This window comes from Streptomyces olivaceoviridis (assembly GCF_014650115.1).
In the GTDB taxonomy this organism is placed as follows: Bacteria; Actinomycetota; Actinomycetes; order Streptomycetales; family Streptomycetaceae; genus Streptomyces; species Streptomyces olivaceoviridis.
This window is the reverse complement of sequence record NZ_BMUI01000020.1, coordinates 139412-158618: the sequence shown is the minus strand read 5'-3', so window position 1 is coordinate 158618 and position 19207 is coordinate 139412. Positions and strand designations below refer to the sequence as shown.

Here is a 19207-nt window from a genome sequence, read left to right as displayed (position 1 = left end):
TCTGCCCTTGGTCGGTGAGCCCTACTCGATGAGCGCGTCCGGCTTGCCCTTGCTGCGCGGGCTTTCCTGGACCATCTTGCCCCAGACGATCAACCGGTACTTGCTGGTGAACTCCGGCGTGCAGGTGGTGAGGGTGATGTACCGGCCGGGCCGGGTGAACCCGGAGCCCGGCGGGACCGGGTTCAGCACGCTGGTGTTGGACGGCGGGGTCACCGGGAGCATCGAGGTCACCTTGTACACGAAGTAGGTGTCCTGCGTCTCGACCACGACCGCGTCCCCGGCCTTGAGCCTGTTGATGTACCGGAACGGCTCGCCGTGCGTGTTGCGGTGCGCGGCGAGGCCGAAGTTGCCGGTCCTGGCGTCGGGCATCGCCGTCTTCAGCGGGGCCTCGCCGTAGTGCCCGACCATGCCCTTGTCGAGCACCCGCTTGTTGCTGACGCCCTCCGCGATGGGCGCGACCACGTCCAGCTTCGGGATGTGCAGGATGGCGAAGCCCTGCCCCGGCTCGAAGACGCCCGGATTGCGCTTGCCGTTGGCCCAGTCGTCCTGGAGCTGGTGCGCCTCGCTGCCGGCCTGCGCGTGCGCGCGGACGTTGGTCCACCACAGCTGGTAGGTGACGAACAGCAGCATCAGGACGCCGGTGGTGATGAACACCTCGCCGATCGCCCGGCTCGCGACGGTCGCCGGGCTCGGCTTGCGCAGCCGGGCCTGCCGCCGGGCCTCCACCCGGCTCAGGGGCCGCTGCGGGTCCCGGTCCGCGGACGGGGCCGCCGGCTCGCGGGCGTCCCTGGCCCCGCCGTGCCGCCCGCCACGCCGCTTGGCGGCCCTTCTCCGGGCCGCACGGCCTCCGGGTGCGACCGGGGTGGCCGAAGCGGCCGACGAGGCTCCAGCGGCCCCTGTGCCCGCCCGTGCGGCATCGCTCTGCGCGCCGTACCCCGCCGGCCGCGGGATCCGCAGCGCCATCGTCTCCTCGTCGGCGCGAGGCAGGGCCGACGTGAGGTCCTCACCGGGAGGCGGCGGCGCCGTGAGGCCCTCCTCGGTCAGCCGGGGCATCGGAGCCGTCGGCGGATCCTGCCGCCGCCCGCCGTACGGCCGCGCACCGCCGGGGGACTCGTACGGTCTCTCGCCGTCGTACAAGTCCTCGCGCTCGGGGCGCAGCGCGGTCACGCCGTGGCCCTGCCCACCACCGGGGCGAGCCCCGCCGACCTCGCCACGGCACCGTCGTCGCCGCACTCCGCCAGCCAGTTGGCCAGCATCCGGTGCCCGTGCTCGGTCAGCACCGACTCGGGGTGGAACTGCACGCCCTCCACCGGAAGGTCGCGGTGGCGCAGGCCCATGATGATGCCGTCGTGCGTGCGGGCGGTCACCTCCAGCTCGGCCGGGACCGTGGCCGGCTCGGCGGCCAGGGAGTGGTAGCGGGTCGCCGTGAAGGGCGAGGGCAGGCCCGCGAAGACGCCCTTGCCCTCGTGCTCGACCGGCGAGGTCTTGCCGTGCAGCAGCTCGGGCGCCCGGTCGACCACACCCCCGTACGCCACCTGCATCGACTGCATGCCGAGGCACACGCCGAAGACCGGCACCCCGGTGGCCGCGCAGTGCCGGACCATGTCCACGCACACGCCCGCCTCCTCCGGGGTCCCCGGTCCGGGTGACAGGAGCACGCCGTCGAAGCCGTCCTGGGCGTGCGAGGTCGACACCTCGTCGTTGCGCAGGACCTCACACTCCGCGCCCAGCTGGTACAGGTACTGGACGAGGTTGAAGACGAAGCTGTCGTAGTTGTCGACGACGAGAATCCGCGCACTCACTGGTTGTCCACCGTCACATCGTTGAAGGGCAGCAGCGGTTCGGCCCACGGGAAGACGTACTGGAACAGGATGTAGACCACGGCCAGGACCAGGACGAGGGAGATGAGGGCCTTCACCCACGCGTTGCCCGGCAGATGCCGCCAGATCCAGCCGTACATGCCGTCCCTTGCCGTCCCTTCCGTATCCCCTACGGCACCAGACCCACGCCGTACGTCACCAGACTAACGGCGCAGCGCCCTCGGTTCGCCTGCCTCCACAGGCTGTGTGGAATCCAGGTGCGCCCAGACGATCAGCCGGTGACTGTGCCCCCATTCCGGATCGCACGTGGTCAGCGTCAGATACCGGCCCGGCCGCGTGTACCCGGACTTACGGGGAACAGGGTCGATCACCTCGACGTCGGTCGGCACGGTTTTGTAGGGGCCTTTGTCGATCCGATACGTGAACCAGGTGGTCCCGTCCGTGAGCACCACCGCGTCACCCGGCCTGAGCTCGGGGAAGTCCTTGAACGGGTCGCCGTACGTCCGCCGGTGCCCCGCCACCGCGAAGTTCCCCTCCCGGCCGAGCCGCGCGGTGCGCGCGTAGTGCCCTAGGCCCTTCTTCAGGGTGCCGGTGCCCGTGCCCTCCAGCACCGGCTTGTTCCACGTGGAGCCGAGCCGCGGGATGTACATGATCGCGAAGGGTGCGCCGGGTTCATATGTTCGAGGTGTCGCCACGGGCTCCGGCTGGACACTCCCCCGGGACCACCGCTGCTGCAACCGGTCGATCTGGTCACCCATCACCCGATCGGCCCGCACACCCGTCCAGAACAGCACATACACGACGAAGAGCACGATCAGGGTGCCGACGGTGACGCAGAGCTCGCTGACGGTCCTGACGATCACACGCACCGGCGGCTCCCGGACGGACGTCTATCCCACTGGCTTCGCGTAGTGCAGATCCACTGTGCCGGAGTAGCCGGGAAGAGTCACCGTCCCGTCGTCGGTGACTTTCCAGCCGAGGCCGTAGACATTGACGTAGACCATGTAGGTCTGGATCGCCTTGCTCGCGGCGAGCGCCCGCTTCAGCCGGTCCGGGTCCCCGACCGCGGTGATCTTGTACGGCGGTGAGTAGACGCGGCCCTGGAGGATCAGGGTGTTGCCGACACAGCGCACCGCGCTGGTGGAGATCAGCCGCTGGTCCATGACCTTGATGCCCTGGGCGCCGCCCTGCCACAGCGCGTTCACCACGGCCTGGAGGTCCTGCTGGTGGATGACCAGGTAGTCGGGCTGCGGCTCGGGATAGCCGGGGAGCTTGGCGGTGGCGTTGGGCGGGGCGTCGTTCAGGGTGACGGTGACGGCCTTGCCGGTCAGCTTCCGGGTGCCCGCGCTCTTCTCCAGCCGGCCGAGTTTCTCGTCCTCGGCCTTGGTGCTGCCGTCGTCGCTCTCGGCCAGCGACTCCACGCTGTCGCGCAGGGCCGCGTTGGACTCGTCCAGCTCCTTGTTCTTGCGGCTGCGCTGCTGGATCAGGTCGGACAGCTTCAGCAGGGAGCCGTCCTGACGGATGTCGGTGCCCTTGGCCGTGTCGAAGCTGGTGAAGAAGATGAGCCCGGCGAGCGCGAAGACGGCGGCGGTGAGGATCCGCACGGGCCGCACACGCGGTCGGCGGACGGGGCCCGCACCCGTTGATCCCGTCCCGGGGGAGTCGGCAGAATTGCTCAACGTACCCTTATCTCCTTCGGCGCCACGGAAGCACTACGCTAACGGACGCCCGGGGGAGCACACAGAGTCGTCATGTTGGCCCCTTGTACGCTGCCCCGAGCCCGACCCAGTTACCTGCGCGGCCACGCAGCGCATCGACAGGAGAGACCCTCGTGCCGAAGTCACGTATCCGCAAGAAGGCCGACTACACGCCGCCGGCGGCGAAGCAGGCGCAGGCCATCAAGCTCACCAACCGCGCGTGGGTCGCACCCGTGATGCTGGCCATGTTCCTCATCGGCCTGGCCTGGATCGTCGTCTTCTACGTGACCGACGGCTCGCTGCCGGTCGACAGCCTGGACAACTGGAACATCGTCGTCGGCTTCGGCTTCATCGCCGCCGGCTTCGGCGTCTCCACGCAGTGGAAATAGCTCTGCCCAGGGCTATCCGCCGAGTTATCCACAGGCCAGGGGTGCTGTCCACAATCCCCTGGGGAAAAGAAACTACGATCTGTGGATAACTCATCGGGCGTTGACGCCGGTGTGACTGGTCCACAGATCCCCATACATCTGTTCGCCCCCTGTCCTACCTGCGAAAACACATCCGAGCGGCAGGGGGCGCAGCTGTGTCCGCACGCCGTGCACAAGATCCGGCACAGCCTGTGGACAACGGTTCGGTATCAGGTGAGCTGAGCGGTCCTGACCAGGGCCAGCGCCACCGCCAGCACCAGGACGACGGCACAGGTGCCGTACTGCACCAGGGCCCGCTTCTCGCGCGGGGCGTGGACCATCGCGTACCCGGTCACGACCCCGGCGACGAGCCCGCCGATGTGCGCCTGCCAGGCGATGTTGCTGAACCCGAAGGTGAAGATCAGGTTGATCACCAGCAGCGCGATGACCGGGCGCATGTCGTAGTTGAGCCGGCGCATCAGCACGGCGGTCGCGCCGAAGAGCCCGAAGATCGCGCCCGAGGCGCCGAGCGAGGCGGACTGCGGGGAGGTGAGCAGATAGGTCAGCGCGCCGCCGGCCAGCCCGGAGACGAAGTAGACCGCCAGGTAGCGGGCCCGGCCGAGGGCCGCTTCCAGCGGGCCGCCGATCCACCACAGGCTCAGCATGTTGAAGCCGATGTGCCAGTACTCCTGGTGCGCGAACATCGACGTCACGAAGCGGTACCACTCGCCGCCGGCGACGCCCGAGGTCGGCGCGAACGGCTTCGGGGGCCAGGCGCCGTAGAGCACCAGGTGGTCCAGGAGGGAGCTGTCGGCCTGGACAGCGATGAACACCGCGAGGTTGATCCCGATCAGGATCTTGGTGAGCAGGCGGGGGTCGGCCGTGACCGTGCCCCCGGCGACCGTGCGCGGCCGGGACGCCGCCGGCGCGTGTCCAGTGCCCGAGCCCTCGCGGACGCAGTCCGGGCACTGGAAGCCGACCGAGGCGCTGATCATGCACTCCGGGCAGATGGGCCGCTCACAGCGGGCGCAGCGCACGCCGGTCTCGCGGTCCGGGTGCCGGTAGCACACCGGCACGCTCCGGGCGGCGTCCTGCGCGCTCCCTGCGGCCTGGTCCATCGGATCCCCTTGCTCGTCGTGTCCGTCCTGACGGTACCGTCCTGCTCCGCCCATCCTTACGGACGAGCGGCGCGTTTGGTTCCCCTGGTTCCCCTCACTTCTCCCGCTTCCCCACCACCACCGTCTCGATGACGACGTCGGTCAGCGGGCGGTCGTTGCGGCCGGTGGGCACGTTCGCGATGGCGTCGACCACCTTCTGGGAGGCCGGGTCGGTGACCTCGCCGAAGATGGTGCGCTTGCCGTTCAGCCAGGTGCTCGGGGTGACGGTGATGAAGAACTGCGAGCCGTTGGTGCCCGGCCCGGCGTTGGCCATGGCCATCAGGTACGGGGTGTCGAAGGCCAGGTCCGGACGGCACTCGTCCTCGAAGCCGTAACCGGGTCCGCCGAGGCCGTTGCCCAGGGGATCACCGCCCTGGATCATGAACCCGCTGATGACGGAGTGGAAGACCGTGCCGTCGTAGAGGGGGTTCCTGCTCCGCTCGCCGGTGCCCGGGTGTGTCCATTCGCGTTCGCCGCGGGCGAGCTCGACGAAGTTTCTGACCGTGACGGGAGCGTGGAGGGGGAAGAGCCGCACCTCGATGTCGCCGAGGGTGGTCTTCAAGGTGGCATACAGCTGCTCGGCCACGATCTGCCTTCCGTCGTCGTCCGCCGCTCCACCTTCGATCCTTCCACGGTCCCGTCCGCGCGTCGCCGGGCGGCCGTGACTTCCGCCGGGCGGGCGGCGCGCGCCGGTGATTCGTGGCAGTGTCGACCACAAGCCCCCTGTTGCCCAGGAACAGGCCAAAGGGAGCGATGGGCACCCATATGCGCGCCCGCACATGCCACAGCGGCGGCGGGCAGGCATGATCCGTAAAAGGGTGGAAAGTCGAAATACCGTACGCCACCGAGGAGGAGGAACCCGTGACCCGCATCGACAGCGTGCGCGCCGCGACCGGCTCGGCGAAGGACAGCGTGCTGCACGCCGCGGAAGTGGTGGCGCCCTACGCCGACACGGCCAAGGAGCGTGCCGCGTACTACGCGCAAGAGGCACGCGTACGGCTGGCGCCCGTGGTGTCGCAGGCCGCCGAACAGGCCCGCGTGCAGTACGACGCCCGGCTCGCCCCGCGCCTGGAGCAGGCCCGCACGCATGTGCCGCCGAAGGTGGACCTGGCCGCGCAGGAAGCCGCCGTCCGTACCCGCAAGGCCGCCCGGCAGGCCGCCGCCTACTCACGTCCCAAGATCGAGCATGCCGTGGCCGCGACCGCTCCGGTCCGCGACGAGGCAGCCGCGCGCGGTGCGGCCGCGCTGGCCGCGCTGCGCGGTCAGGTCTCGGCCCGGGACATCCAGAAGCTGGCCCGGCGGAACGCCCGCCGGTCCCGGGCCGGCCGCGCCCTGAAGGCGGTGGCGGTGCTGACCGCTCTGGCGGGCGGTGCCTTCGCGGCCTGGAAGTGGTGGGACAAGCAGGCCAACCCCGACTGGCTGGTCGAACCGCCCGCGGCGACGGAGGTCCCCGACGAGGGGCGCATCACGTCCGTGGACGGCAGCGAGGCCCAGGGCCTGGACCCCGAGGTCCAGGCGAAGCAGGCGGAGGAAGACGCCGTGGACCGCGACGACGAGGTCTGAGCGCCGGGCCCGCATCAGTGGAAACCAGGAGACCCTCCGGCCACGAGTGAATCGGGCCGGAGGGTCCCTCGTGCGCGCGAAAATGCCCCCTGATACTGCGTTTCCGCAGATCAGGGGGCATTTTTCGGGGTGGAGCCTAGGGGAGTCGAACCCCTGACATCCGCCATGCAAAGACGGCGCTCTACCAACTGAGCTAAGGCCCCGGCAAGGAGCGACCGGCCGGAGGGATCACGTTCCGGCGGGCGCCGCAGACCAGAGTACCGGGTCACCCCCCGTATCCCGCAAAAAGATTGGGGGTCCCCGTGGATGACCACTCTCCGTAAGATGCTCGACGTGGTTCGCTACAGCGAACCGCGGTTTTCAGGGGAAGCGATGGGGAGACGCAATGGACGCCGCACAGCAGGAAGCCACCGCCAGAGCGCGGGAGCTGCAGCGGAACTGGTACGGGGAGCCGTTGGGGGCGCTCTTCCGTAAGCTCATCGACGATCTCGGGCTGAACCAGGCCCGGCTCGCGGCGGTCCTGGGCCTGTCCGCGCCGATGCTCTCGCAGCTGATGAGCGGCCAGCGCGCGAAGATCGGCAATCCTGCGGTGGTCCAGCGGGTGCAGCTGTTGCAGGAACTGGCGTCCCAGGTCGCGGACGGCAGCGTCAGCGCCGCCGAGGCGACCGAGCGGATGGACGAGATCAAGAGGTCGCAGGGGGGCTCCGTGCTCAGCAACACCACGCACACCACGAACAGTTCGGGTGCGCCCACGGTCAAGCGGGTGGTGCGCGAGATCCAGTCGCTGCTCCGCTCGGTGGCCGCCGCGGGTGACATCATCGACGCCGCGGACACCCTCGCCCCGAGCCATCCCGAACTCGCGGAGTTCCTCCGCGTCTACGGCGCCGGCCGCACCTCCGACGCCGTCGCGCACTACCAGTCCCACCAGAACTGACGCGCGGCCTGTTCGGGACGGGGGGGGCCGGGCCGGCCGGACGCGGGGTACGCGGGGCAGGGGCGCGGGGGGGCGCTTCGTCGGAGCAGGGGAGGAGCGGCGGCTGCCATGGGTGAGGTCTTCGCCGGCCGGTACGAACTGGCCGACCCGATCGGACGCGGCGGTGTGGGCGCCGTGTGGCGTGCCTGGGACCACCGCCGCCGGCGGTACGTGGCCGCCAAGGTCCTCCAGCAGCGCGACGCCCACTCCCTGCTCCGCTTCGTCCGCGAGCAGGCGCTGCGCATCGACCACCCGCACGTCCTCGCCCCGGCGAGCTGGGCCGCCGACGACGACAAGGTGCTGTTCACCATGGACCTGGTCGCGGGCGGCTCCCTGGTCCACCTGGTCGGCGACTACGGCCCCCTCCCGCCGGTGTTCGTGTGCACGCTGCTGGACCAGTTGCTGTCCGGGCTCGCCGCCGTCCACGCCGAGGACGTCGTCCACCGGGACGTCAAGCCCGCCAACGTGCTCCTCGAAGCCACCGGCACCGGCCGGCCCCGGCTGCGGCTGTCCGACTTCGGCATCGCCATGCGGCTCGGCGAACCCCGGCTGACGGAGACCAACCTCGTGGTGGGGACGCCCGGTTACCTCGCCCCCGAGCAGATGCTGGGCGCCGAACCCGACTTCCCGGCCGACCTGTTCGCCGCCGGCCTGGTCGCCCTGTACCTCCTCGAAGGCGCCAAGCCCGATGCCAAGGCGCTGGTGCAGTACTTCCTGGAGCACGGGACGCCCGGCCCGCCCCAGGGCGTTCCGGAACCGCTGTGGCAGGTCGTCGCCACCCTGCTCCAGCCCGATCCCGCGGACCGGTTCCGCACCGCCACGGGGGCGCGCAAGGCGCTCGCCGCCGCCGCCGAACTCCTGCCGGAGCCGGGCCCCGACGACGAACTCGTCGAGATCTTCGACCAACTCGGCCCACTCCCGCCCGGGTTCGGCCCCGAAGGCCCCCTCCGGCGGGCTTCCGGTGTGGCGTCGGACCTGGTCGCGGGCGGGACGGACGAGTCCGGTGCGGCGGCTGATCCCGTGGACAGCAGGGCGGTTGGCCGTGTCGACAGTGGGCCGGCCGGCCCCGTTCCGGGCTCGGCGGTGGAGGAGCGTCCGACGCCCACCTACACCGGTTCCCTCTCGGACACGGGGAGCTTCCGCCTGCCGCCGCCCCAACAGGCCCCGGTCCACCCGCTCCCGCTCCCGGCCCCCGTGCCGGCCCCGGCTCCGGCTCCGGACCCCCGGATCGACACCGCCACCGCCGCCTACACCACCCGCGACCCACAGGTTCCGCCGCCCTCACCCGCCCCCCGGACCCCCGCCCGCGCCCGCGGGCGTCGGGCGCGGCGTGCGGCCCCACGGCCCGGTCCCCCGGCCGGGGCCGCGATCCCGCTCCTGCTGCTGGCGCTCGCCTGCTACGCCGTGGGTTTCTGGGCGTTGACGCGGGTGTGAGCCCGCCGGGCCGCCACCGTCCACCCGCCCAGGACCAGCAGCAGCACGGTGCCCGTGCCGATCCCGCCGACGGCGACCAGCCGCATCACCCGGCCGTCGGTCCCGCCCCCGGTGTTCCCGGTCAGCGCGGCGTCCCGGTCCTCGTCGGTGACCGTGAAGACGTCGTCCGGCACGGGCCGGCCGGCGTACGCGGGTCCCGCCTGTCGCTGTCCGCGCACCCGGACCCGCAGGGTCACGTCGAACGGACCCGGCCCGAAGGTGTCGGCCAGCCGCGCGCTGAGGTGCAGGACCAGGTAGTACGCGCCGGCGAAGCGGACGGAGGTCACCCCGGCGGGGACGGCGTACCGGTTGGTGTACTCCACCGGCGGGAGCGGTGCGAGGGCGGCGGACCTGGGGGTGCCGGTGTAGCCGAGGGAGGCGTCGTCGACGTAGTCGCGGACGGGGTTGTAGAGGGAGAGGTTCAGGGCGCCGCCGACGTAGCCGTGGCCCGGCGCGCCGTCCAGGCCGGCGGAGGCGTGCAGTTGCCGGCCCCAGTCCAGCGGCACTTCGTAGAACCGGGTCTCGCCGGGGGTGAGACGGGTGCGCCAGATTCCTTGGCCCACCGGGCGCGCCGTGGCGAAACCGGTGCCGCCTGAGCGGTCCCGGGGGGTTCCGGTGAGGGGTTCCGGTGTGGCGGAGTCCCAGGTCCGCGGCGCGGTGGTGGGCCCGGCCTCGGCGAGGCCGGGTTCCGTGGCGGGCGCGATCTCCAGGTCCCACGGCTCGGACGCCGCCGCCGCGCCGGAGCCCTCGGCGTCGAGGCGTTCGACGAGCAGGTAGTACGTCCCCGCGCCCTGGCACAGCGCCTTGCCGGCCTCGCGCTGGGCCAGGGCCGTGAGCGGGCGCGGACTGAGCCCGGCGCCGATGCGGGCGGAGGCGTAGAAGCAGGAGCCGCCGTTCGCGTCCCGGAGCGAGACGCGGATGCCGTCGGTGGCGGAGACGGTGGCGTCCGCCGGTGGTACGGCGGTGACGGGGACGTACGCCGTGTCCGCGGCGGGCAGGCGCAGGCGGTAGTAGAGCCTGCCGTTGCGGGGCAGGGAGCTGCGGTAGGTGTGGCGGGGGTCGAGCAGGGCGGCGTCCGTGGTGCCCTTCGTGCCCGCGACGGTCCGGGCGCCGGGGGTGAAGGTGTACGACCCCGGGCGCGCGTCGGCGGCGGTCCCGGCACCGGCCGGCAGAGCGGGGGCGGGGGTCGGCGGAGCGAGGGCCGCGGAGAGTCCCAGCAGCAGGCCGATCACGGCACCCCGGGCGAGGACGGCCCGCCGCCGCGCCCGCCACCCGGCCGACCCGGCCCCCGCCGCCGTACCGCCCCCTCGGCCCCGCACGCGCCACACCCCCACTCGTCGGACGGCCGCACCGGACCGGCGGACCGCAGGCCCATCCTGCCCCGGCCGCCGCTGCGCCGTCCGGGCAACGCGTACGCCCGTCCGAAACGCCCGGCACCGTCCGGCCCCTGTCGCCCCGCCCCGTCTACCGCACCCGCCGGGACCCCGCAACACGAAGCAGGGGGCCGCGCGGCCCGGCCGGGAAACACGAAACCCCGACCGCGCAGGCGGCCGGGGTCGGTACAGATCGGGTATCGGGACTCACGAACCCGTGGGCACGGAGTCAGTCGCCTCCGTCCACAGATCCTGCTCGGCGCGATCCGCCTGGATCTGGCGGTACACGAGGAGCCCGCCGATGGCGGCCAGTGCGACCAGGAGCAGCTTCTTCACCGCGCGACCTCGTCTTTCCTTGACGTAGGGGACCTCTGGCGCCCGACTATACACACCGACCGATATCGATCGGTGACCTGCGCCGGGGCCCGACTTGCCGCCTCGGCGGCGGCAGAGGTTCCCCGCCCCCGTGCACCCGTCCGAGTGGTGTTGATCTGAACATCGACGCGCCACGGGCGTCGGTCCACCACTTCCCGGCCCACATACACATCATGAGGAAAGTACGCAAATCGCCCAACCCGAAAGTGAGGGGCCATGACCGCCCAGAACAAGGTCATGAAGCTGTGGACCGCCATCGTCACCACCTTCCTCGCGCTGTGCACGGCGCTCGGACTCGTCTCCGCCACCACCACGACCGCCGCCGCGGCCGCACCCCGGACCGAGACCCCGAGCACTGGCACCGGCACCGCGCACCGCACCACCCCGACGATCCCGGCGATGCGCCACTGGGCCTGGTCCCATGCCAGGGCCCTGCCCCCCACGATGAAGCAGCGGATCCGGGCCGAGGCCCACGGCAAGACGCCGAGCTGCCGGCACCGCACCCTCGACGGGACACAGACGGAATCGGAGCCGCGGGTACCGGAGCAGACGGAGACCAGGACCCACGACCAGCACCTCTCGGACTCCCTCGACTGCTGATCCCTCCCCCACCGCAGTACCGCAACGTCTCGACCACACGGCGACTTGCGTACGCACCAGTCGACACGAACAGACCCCCGGCCGGGTTCGGCCGGGGGTCTCGCGCGTTTCCCGGTAGGTCATCCTCGTACGGCAACGACCCGCACCCCACGGAAAGGTGGTGAGCGCTGCCGTGAACCGGCGCGTCACCGTAGTCACCGCTGTCCACGGCCCGTCCGCCCGGTTCCTGGCGGACGCCTACACGTCGCTGTGCGCACAGCGGCTGCCCGCCGGCTGGGAGTGGGAGTGGGTCGTCCAGGAGGACGGCACGACGGACGTGGTCCGCCCCCACGTCCCGGACGACGCCCGCGTGAGCTTCCGCCAGGGCCGGCCGGGCGGCCCCGGGGTCGCCCGCACGATCGCGCTGGCACGCGCCGGGGGCGCGTACGTCAAGGTGCTCGACGCCGACGACCAGCTCATGCCGGGCGCGCTCGCCCGCGACCTGGCCGTGCTGGAGGCGGACCACACCGTCGGCTGGACGACGTGCCGCGTCCTCGACCTGCTGCCCGACGGCTCCACGGCCGCCTTCCCCGGGGATCCCGACGAAGGCCCGATCGAGCGCGGTACCGTCCTCGACCACTGGAAGCGGAACGGCTTCCTGGCCCCGGTCCACCCGGCGGGCCTGTGCGTGCGGCGGGAACTGCTCACCGCGCTGGGCGGCTGGATGGCGCTGCCGGCCTCGGAGGACACCGGCCTGCTGCTGGCGCTGGACGCGGTGAGCCGCGGCTGGTTCTCGGCGGAGCCCGGTCTGCTGTACCGCAAGTGGGAGGGTCAGGTCACGGGGCAGGCGGCCCATGTCGACCCCGCCGAGCGGGCGGCCCGCATGGCCGTCGCGGAGGCCCGGGCGCGCGCGCTCGCCGCCTTCGGCTGGACCTATCCACCGGCTCCTTCCGCCGCTCGGTGAGCTCCACCAGGTGAGGTCAGCGCACTACTCGGTGAGGACGATCGCCTGCGACGGGCACTTCTCGGCGGCCTCCGCGATCGCCTCCCGGGCCCGCGGGTCCTCGGCCGCGTCCGCTCCGCCGGGCCGTACGACGCCGTACCCGTCCTCGAACGCGAACACGGCCGGCGCCCGGTGCGCGCACTCGGCGGAGCCGTAGCACAGGGAGCGGTCGACGGAGACCTTCATCTGTCCTCCAGTCGTGGGCGGTGACCTTCCGGCGGTCCTCAGGACGTCACTGCCCGGCCGCGCGCCTCCTGAACCGGACCAGCGGGCCGGCTCGCGACTACCGCTGCCCGCCCGCCGCCGCCAGCCAGTGGGCCACCCGGCGGACCGTCGGTTCGTCGAGCCGGTCGGCCAGGGTGCGGACCGCCTCGTCGTCCTCGGGGCCCAGGTCGTACAGGCCCGCCTTGCCCAGCCCGGCCATCAGCACCTGGTGCCGGCGGTCCGTCATGCGTTCCGCGAGCCGGGCCGGTTCCGGTGAGCCGGTCACGGGCCGCTGCGGTGCGGGGGCGGGGGCCTTGGCGGACGGGGTGTCGAAGAGGTGCCAGGCGCCGTCCTCGGGGCCCCAGAGCGCGACCGCCACCTCGTCCCCGCGCGCCCGCGCGGTCCGGGTCATGTCGTCGACGGCGTACAGCACGGGAGCCCGGTACGGGGACTGCGCGCCCACCGTCCAGGAGTCCCGGGCGGGCTCGTGGAACATCGCGACCCAGCGTGGTTCGCCAGGCGGTCGCGGGCACCGGGGACGCTGCTTCTCCATGGCACTCACCCCTTCGGGAACGGCGGGCGAGCCGACCGTAGCTGACGTACCGTCAGATAGCCAGGTTCCCGCCCGTTCGGCACCGGTCCCTCCCCTGTGAGGACCGGTGCCGAACGGTGCGGGGTATTCGACCCGCGCCAAGTCGGCGGGACGGCGCGGGTCGAAGAACGGGGACGGCTTCCGCGGCTGCGCGCGGGTCGGCGCGGCGCGATGCGAGGCGGCCGACTTTGACCGAGAACGTTCGGTGCCATGGGCTGTCTCTCCGAGCGCTGGGCCGGTGGCCTGTCCGGACGGTGTGTGACGGGTCCGCTACCGGGTTCGGATCCTGCCATCTGTCGCCGTCGAGGAGGAGGTTCCGGTCTCCGGTCCGGCCCTTAACCGCAGGTCAGGCGTATAAGGTGAGTTTTCCGGTCCGGACGTCACACGCGGAGGAAAGTAAGGGGTGGGACCTTGAGTTCCGACTCAGGGGCACGCACAGCCTTCGCCGAGCGCCTCGCGCTGCTGTACAAGGAGGCCGGAAACCCTCCCCTCAAGAGCGTCTCGGAAGCGGTCGTACGGCTCCAGCGGATCGATGAGCGCGGCCGGCCGGTACGGGTGTCCGCGCAGCGGATCAGCGACTGGCGCCGGGCCAGGAACGTACCGGCCCAGTTCGCCGCCCTCGCGGCGGTCCTGCACATCCTGATCCCGGAGGCGCGGCGGCTGCGTCCCGCCCCGGTCTCCGCCGGCCTGTACGACCTCGCCCACTGGCAGCGGCTGTGGGAGCTGGCGGTGGCCGGACCGGCCGGCGACCGGCCCGCGCCGCCCTCGGAGGAGAACCGGCGGCCACCGGCCCAGGCCCCGCCCGTCGCCGGTGGCGTGTGTCCGTACCGCGGGCTGGCCCCGTACCGGCGGGAGGACGCCCGGTGGTTCTTCGGCCGGGAGCGGAGCACGAAGGCCCTCGTCGCCCAGCTCCGCGAGGCCGAGCGGTCCGGCGGTCTGGTCATGCTGGTCGGCGCCTCGGGAGCCGGAAAGTCCTCCCTGCTGAACGCCGGCCTGGTCCCGGCGGTCCGGGGCGGGGCCCTGGGCGCGGGGGGTCACGCCGGGGCCGGGGACGCGGGTGCGGGGGCTTACGGCACGGGGGCTCATGGCGGGGCCGGGAACACTGGCACGGGGGCTCATGGCGGAGCTGGGAACGCGGGTGCGGGCGGCAAGGGGCCGGCAGCCGACGGGACGGTCCCTCCCCGGCAGGAGGGGGCGCCCACCGGGGAGGCCCCCGCCCAGCTCCCCGCACCTCCACCGCCGGTCGACCGGTCCGACCAGCCCGCCGACCATCCCGGTGCCCCTTCTCCCGGTCACCCCGGCGACCGCCCCTCCGATCACCCCGACAACCCTTCCACCGACCACCCCGGCGACCGCTCCACCGACCACCCCGGTGACCCTTCCACCGATGACACCGGCGACACCGGCGACACCGGCGACCGTCCCGCCGACCACCCCGCCGACCCGCCCGGCCCCGTCCTCCAGTTCGTCCCGGGTGCCGATCCGCTGGGTGAGCTGGTCCGCCGGATCCCCGGTCTCGCCGCCGTCGCCGCCGACGCCCGCACGGCCGAGCGGGAGGCGGCGCGGAACCCGGCGCTGCCGGGCTGCGACGCCCCGCACATCGGCCGGGCCGTACGCGAGGCGGTCGCGGCCTGGGCGGACCGCGCGACGGGCCCGGACGACCGGCCGGTCGTCATCGTGGACCAGTTCGAGGAGGCGTTCACCCTCTGCGCCGACGAGGCGGACCGGCGCGTCTTCATCCACTTCCTGCACGCCACCTGCACCCCGCCCCCCGGCGCCGCCGGACCCGCGCCCGTCCGGGTCGTCCTCGGCATCCGCGCCGACTTCTACGAGCAGTGCCTCGGCTACCCGGAACTGGCCGACGCGCTCCAGCACCGGCACATGGTGCTCGGCCCGCTGACCAGCACCGAACTGCGCGAGGCGGTGACCGGTCCGGCCAAGGCGGTGGGGCTGGAGCTGGAGCCGGGCCTCGCCGAGCTGATCGTGCGCGAGGTGAGCGCCGACGGCCCGCGCGGCGCGCACGACGCGGGCGTGCTGCCGCTGCTCTCGCACGCCCTGCTGGCCACCTGGCAGCGCCGGAAGGCCGGCCGGCTGACACTGGCCGGCTACCGCGCGGCGGGCGGCATCCAGGGCGCGGTCGCGGCGACCGCCGAGCGCGCCTGGTCCGGGCTGGACCCGGCGGCCCGTGCCGCCGCCCGGCTGCTCCTGCTGCGGCTGGTCCGGCTGGGCGAGGACACCCAGGCCACCCGCCGGCGCGGCACCCGGCGGCAGCTGGCGGAGGAGTCGTCGGACCCCGGCAAGACGGAGGAGTCGCTGGAGGCCCTGGTGCGGGCCCGGCTGGTGACGCTGGACGCGGACACCGTGGAGATCACCCACGAGGCGCTGCTGCACGCCTGGCCCCGGCTGCGGCACTGGATCGACGAGGGCCGGGGCGACCATCTGCTGCGCCAGCGGCTGGAGGAGGACGGCCGGGCCTGGGAGGACTCGGGCCGGGACAGCTCGCTGCTGTACCGGGGGTCGCGGCTGGAGCAGGCCCGCGGCTGGGCCCGGTCGGCCGGGGACACGTACCTGACCCGGAGCGCGGTGGAGTTCCTGGCCGCCTCGGTGCGGCTGCGCAAGCGCTCGGTGTGGCTGAGCCGGGCCGCGGTGGCGGCGCTGGTGGCGCTGGCCGTGCTCGCGGCCGGTACGGCGGTGATCGCCTGGAAGCAGCGGGACGACGCCGTGTTCGAGCAGGTGCTCGCCGAGGCCGACCGGGTCCAGCACACCGATCCGTCCCTGGCCGCCCAGCTCGACCTGGTCGCGCACCAGCTCCGCCCCGGCGACGAGGGCACGTACAGCCGCCTGATCTCGATCGTGAACGCGCCGCTGGCCACCCCGCTGTCCGGCCACACCGGCGCCGTCTACCTCACCTCCTTCAGCCCGGACGGCAACACGCTGGCGACGGCCGGCTACGACCGCACGGTCCGGCTGTGGGACGTGACCGACCCGAACCGCCCGGCCCCGCTCGGTGCGCCCCTGACCGGCCACACCAGCTGGGTGAGCAGTGCCGTCTTCAGCCCGGACGGCCGCACCCTGGCCAGCGCCGGCGACGACGGCACGGTCCGGCTGTGGGACGTGTCCGACCCCGCGCACGCCCGCCCGCTGGGCACGCCGCTCGCCGGCCGTCAGGGCACGATCTACCTGGTCGCCTTCAGTCCCGACGGGCGCACGCTGGCCACGGCCGGCGAGGACCGTACCGTGCGGCTGTGGGACGTCAGCGACCCGCGCCGGCCCGGCGCCCTCGCCACCCTGCGCGGGCACGGCGCCGCGGTGCGCTGTGTGGCGTTCGCCCCGGACGGGCGGACGCTCGCGACGGGTGGCGACGACGACACGATCCGGCTGTGGGACGTCTCCGCGCCGCGCCGGCCGCAGCCGGTCAGGACGCTGCGGGGGCACACGGACCTCGTGCACTCGGTGGCCTTCAGCCCCGACGGGCGCACCCTGGCCAGCGGCAGCGCGGACGACACCATCCGGCTGTGGAACGTGGCCGACCCCGCCCGCGCCGCGGCGGTCGGCTCGCCGCTGACCGGCCACACCGGCCCGGTCTGGTCGGTGGCGTTCAGCCCGGACGGCGTCCGGCTCGCCGCCGCGAGCGCGGACAGCACGGCGAGCCTGTGGAACGTCAGCGACCCGGGCTCCCCGTCCCAGGTCGGCGAGTCGCTGACGGGCAGCAGCGGTGAGATGTACGCCCTGGGGTTCCGCCCGGACGGCCGTACCCTCGCCACCGGCAGCGGGGACGGCAAGGTGCGCCTGTGGTCGGTCCCGACCTCGGACATGATCGGCCGGAGCGGAGCGTTCCGCCCGGACGGCCGGGTGCTGGCCACGGCCGCCCGGGACGGCAGGCTACGGCTGTGGAACGTGACGCGGCCCGGTCGGCCCGTCCTGCTCGGCGAGCCGTTCATGCGGGCCGACGGCGACGAGCGCTCCCTGATGTTCTCCCCCGACGGCCGCACGCTCGCCGTCCTCACCGGCGTCCGGACGGTCCACCTGTGGAACGTCACCGATCCCGCCCACCCGGTAGCCGCCGGCCCGCCGCTGCACCTGCGCACCCGCTTCATGGGCTCCGACGCGCTCGCCTACAGCCCGGACGGCCGCACCCTGGCCACCGCCTACGACGACCGCACCGTCCAGCTGTGGGACGTGACCGACCCGGGCCGCCCGGCCCCGCTCGGCAGCCCCCTCACCGGCCACCGGGGCTACATCAACAGCCTCGTCTTCAGCCCGGACGGCCGCACGCTGGCCAGCGGCAGCGCGGACAGCACGATCCGGCTGTGGAACATGACCGACCGCGCGCACGCCCGCCCGCTGGGCACGCCGCTCACCGACCACTCCGGCCCGGTCAACGCGCTCGCCTTCGGTCCGGACGGCCACACGCTGGCCAGCGGCAGCGACGACGACACGGTCCGCCTGTGGAACACCAGCGACCCCGCGCACGTCGAACCCTTGGGCAAGCCGCTCACCGGCCACACCGAGGCGGTCACGTCCCTGACGTTCAGCGCCGGCGGCGACACCCTGGCCAGCGGCGGCAGCGACAACACGGTCCGCCTGTGGAACGTCACCGACCCCGCCTCGGCGACCCCCATCGGCCAGTCGATGAGCCCCAACGCCAAGACGGGCAACTTCCTCATCTTCAGCCCCGAGAGCCACGTCCTGGGCGTCTCCAGCGGCGCCGACACGGTCCGGCTGTGGAGCCTGGACGCCGACACGGCGATCCGGCACATCTGCTCGGTCACCCGAGGCGTCCTGACCCCCCAGCGCTGGCACGAGTACCTGCCGCGCCTGGGCTACGACCCCCCGTGCGGTCGATGATCGGCCAACCTGCGGGATTCCCCCCGTACTTGGCCCCACACAACCGACAACCTTGTTACCCTTGGCCATAGCCCGATCGCTGGTGCATCCCCCGTCGCCAGCGGTCGGGCCTTTTTCTTCCCCCGAACCCCCGCCACCCCGAACAGCAGAAGACCCCCGGTCCTGCTGGACCGGGGGTCTTCTCGCTGGTGGGGCTAACAGGATTTGAACCTGTGGCCTCATCCTTATCAGGGATGCGCTCTAACCAACTGAGCTATAGCCCCGCCGCGCTCTGCGGTGTGTGTCCCGCGCGCTGACTCCTGAAGATTAGCGCACGACCGCGTCAGTCCCAAAATCGGTTGTCGGGGGACCGTCGGAACGCCGCTGGTCCGCGGGTCACTCGTCCTCCGCCAGCGTCAGCTCGATCCCGCCCACGAACCCCGCGGAGAGGTTGTAGATGAACGCGCCGAGCGTCGCGAGCGCCGTGGCCAGGACCACGTCGATGACCGCGATGATCGCCGCGAACGTCAGGACGTGGGGGAGCGACAGGAACGCCTGGAGGTCGAAGCCGTTCGCCTCGTTCGAGCCGGTCGCCTCCGAGATCGTGCCGCCGACCGTCGAGAACACGCCCATCGCGTCCATGACCATCCACAGCACCGCCGAGGCGACGACCGTGCAGATGCCGAGCGCGATGGAGAGCAGGAAGCTGACCTTCATCACCGACCACGGGTCGGCCTTGGCCACCCGCAGCCGCGCCTTGCGGGTCCGCGGCGCCGTCCGCACGCCCGTGCGCGGCTTGCGCGTCGCGCCGGCGGGCGCCTGCGCCTGATAGGCCTGCGGCGGGTGGTAGGGCCCGTCGGTCTGCTCCGGGCGCCGCTCCCCGGGAAGCGGCGACGCCGGCCGCGCCTCACCGGACGCGGCCGGGCCTCGGGTGTCCGTCACAGTTCCCCCCTGGGATCCAGACGTACGGGAAGAGTCCGTCTCGGACACCTTCACCGGCTTCAGGTTCGTCGTCTGCGGGTCGTGCGCACCACCGGCGGGCGCACTCCCCGCGGGCAGCGCGTTCGCGGCGGAGCCACGGCCGCCGCCGTCCGTTTCCGTACCCGTGGAGGTACCGGCCGATCCGGCGCCCGTGGCTCCGCTCACGCTGACTCACTCCTCGTG

General features: G+C 72.9%; 19 protein-coding genes and 2 tRNA genes. 7 read left to right on the top strand and 14 right to left on the bottom strand.

What is annotated here, in order from left to right:
• Positions 1–21 precede the first annotated feature (21 nt).
• The 5 genes from IE273_RS31170 to IE273_RS31150 form a co-directional block, all read right to left on the bottom strand.
• Positions 22–1167: a class E sortase gene (locus IE273_RS31170; protein ID WP_189818500.1), complete on the bottom strand. Its 1146-nt coding sequence runs from the start codon at positions 1165–1167 to the stop codon at positions 22–24.
• Positions 1164–1802 carry an aminodeoxychorismate/anthranilate synthase component II gene (locus IE273_RS31165; RefSeq protein ID WP_014673797.1) on the bottom strand — a complete coding sequence of 213 codons (639 nt, stop codon included), beginning with the start codon at positions 1800–1802 and terminating at the stop codon, positions 1164–1166. The genes IE273_RS31170 and IE273_RS31165 overlap by 4 nt, the downstream gene beginning before the upstream one ends.
• On the bottom strand, positions 1799–1960 hold the full coding sequence (locus IE273_RS31160; protein ID WP_014673796.1) for a hypothetical protein: 162 nt from the start codon (positions 1958–1960) through the stop codon (positions 1799–1801). The genes IE273_RS31165 and IE273_RS31160 overlap by 4 nt, the downstream gene beginning before the upstream one ends.
• A gap of 63 nt (positions 1961–2023) precedes the next feature.
• On the bottom strand, positions 2024–2689 hold the full coding sequence (locus tag IE273_RS31155; protein ID WP_189818499.1) for a class E sortase: 666 nt from the start codon (positions 2687–2689) through the stop codon (positions 2024–2026).
• A gap of 21 nt (positions 2690–2710) precedes the next feature.
• Positions 2711–3499: a DUF881 domain-containing protein gene (locus IE273_RS31150; RefSeq protein ID WP_189818498.1), complete on the bottom strand. Its 789-nt coding sequence runs from the start codon at positions 3497–3499 to the stop codon at positions 2711–2713.
• Between the two features lie 152 nt (positions 3500–3651).
• Between IE273_RS31150 and crgA the strand changes: the two genes are divergently transcribed.
• Entirely contained in the window at positions 3652–3906 is a 255-nt protein-coding gene (crgA, locus tag IE273_RS31145) for a cell division protein CrgA (protein WP_014673794.1), read from the top strand.
• Positions 3907–4154: 248 nt separating this feature from the next.
• Here the strand turns inward: crgA and IE273_RS31140 are convergent, their stop codons facing one another.
• The gene (locus tag IE273_RS31140) at positions 4155–5042 is read right to left on the bottom strand and encodes a rhomboid family intramembrane serine protease (protein WP_189818497.1); all 888 of its coding nucleotides are present in this window, start codon (positions 5040–5042) and stop codon (positions 4155–4157) included.
• Positions 5043–5136: 94 nt separating this feature from the next.
• The gene (locus tag IE273_RS31135; protein ID WP_189818496.1) at positions 5137–5667 is read right to left on the bottom strand and encodes a peptidylprolyl isomerase; all 531 of its coding nucleotides are present in this window, start codon (positions 5665–5667) and stop codon (positions 5137–5139) included.
• Positions 5668–5942: 275 nt separating this feature from the next.
• Here IE273_RS31135 and IE273_RS31130 point away from each other — a divergent pair, with 275 nt between their 5' ends.
• Complete coding sequence (locus IE273_RS31130; protein WP_189818495.1) at positions 5943–6644, top strand: DUF5324 family protein; 702 nt, start codon at positions 5943–5945, stop codon at positions 6642–6644.
• 130 nt (positions 6645–6774) lie between these two features.
• On the opposite strand, the gene IE273_RS31125 is transcribed toward IE273_RS31130, so the two are convergent.
• Positions 6775–6847, bottom strand: a tRNA-Ala gene (locus IE273_RS31125).
• 182 nt (positions 6848–7029) lie between these two features.
• On the opposite strand from IE273_RS31125, the gene IE273_RS31120 reads away from it, so the two are divergent.
• Positions 7030–7578, top strand: a complete 549-nt coding sequence (locus IE273_RS31120; RefSeq protein WP_014673790.1) for a helix-turn-helix domain-containing protein — start codon at positions 7030–7032, stop codon at positions 7576–7578.
• Positions 7579–7686: 108 nt separating this feature from the next.
• A complete protein-coding gene (locus IE273_RS31115; protein ID WP_189818494.1) occupies positions 7687–9051 on the top strand; it encodes a serine/threonine-protein kinase in 1365 nt (454 codons plus the stop codon).
• Here IE273_RS31115 and IE273_RS31110 read toward each other — a convergent pair.
• A complete protein-coding gene (locus tag IE273_RS31110; RefSeq protein WP_189818493.1) occupies positions 9015–10409 on the bottom strand; it encodes a hypothetical protein in 1395 nt (464 codons plus the stop codon). The two genes, IE273_RS31115 and IE273_RS31110, sit on opposite strands and share 37 nt — an antisense overlap.
• A 261-nt stretch (positions 10410–10670) precedes the next feature.
• On the bottom strand, positions 10671–10799 hold the full coding sequence (locus IE273_RS31105) for a DLW-39 family protein (RefSeq protein WP_003999697.1): 129 nt from the start codon (positions 10797–10799) through the stop codon (positions 10671–10673).
• Positions 10800–11054: 255 nt separating this feature from the next.
• On the opposite strand from IE273_RS31105, the gene IE273_RS31100 reads away from it, so the two are divergent.
• Both IE273_RS31100 and IE273_RS31095 read left to right on the top strand, forming a co-directional pair.
• Complete coding sequence (locus tag IE273_RS31100; protein WP_189818492.1) at positions 11055–11438, top strand: DUF6344 domain-containing protein; 384 nt, start codon at positions 11055–11057, stop codon at positions 11436–11438.
• 160 nt (positions 11439–11598) lie between these two features.
• Positions 11599–12381: a glycosyltransferase family 2 protein gene (locus IE273_RS31095; RefSeq protein ID WP_229887725.1), complete on the top strand. Its 783-nt coding sequence runs from the start codon at positions 11599–11601 to the stop codon at positions 12379–12381.
• 24 nt (positions 12382–12405) lie between these two features.
• On the opposite strand, the gene IE273_RS31090 is transcribed toward IE273_RS31095, so the two are convergent.
• Together IE273_RS31090 and IE273_RS31085 are read right to left on the bottom strand one after the other, a co-directional pair.
• Positions 12406–12606, bottom strand: a complete 201-nt coding sequence (locus tag IE273_RS31090; RefSeq protein WP_189818491.1) for a ferredoxin — start codon at positions 12604–12606, stop codon at positions 12406–12408.
• 97 nt (positions 12607–12703) lie between these two features.
• Positions 12704–13120: a hypothetical protein gene (locus IE273_RS31085; protein ID WP_189818526.1), complete on the bottom strand. Its 417-nt coding sequence runs from the start codon at positions 13118–13120 to the stop codon at positions 12704–12706.
• A gap of 507 nt (positions 13121–13627) precedes the next feature.
• Here IE273_RS31085 and IE273_RS31080 point away from each other — a divergent pair.
• On the top strand, positions 13628–18064 hold the full coding sequence (locus tag IE273_RS31080) for an nSTAND1 domain-containing NTPase (protein WP_189818490.1): 4437 nt from the start codon (positions 13628–13630) through the stop codon (positions 18062–18064).
• Positions 18065–18250: 186 nt separating this feature from the next.
• Here IE273_RS31080 and IE273_RS31075 read toward each other — a convergent pair.
• Positions 18251–18327 (bottom strand) — tRNA-Ile (locus IE273_RS31075).
• A 112-nt stretch (positions 18328–18439) separates the two neighbouring features.
• Positions 18440–19189 carry a DUF3566 domain-containing protein gene (locus IE273_RS31070; protein WP_189818489.1) on the bottom strand — a complete coding sequence of 250 codons (750 nt, stop codon included), beginning with the start codon at positions 19187–19189 and terminating at the stop codon, positions 18440–18442.
• Positions 19190–19207 lie beyond the last annotated feature (18 nt).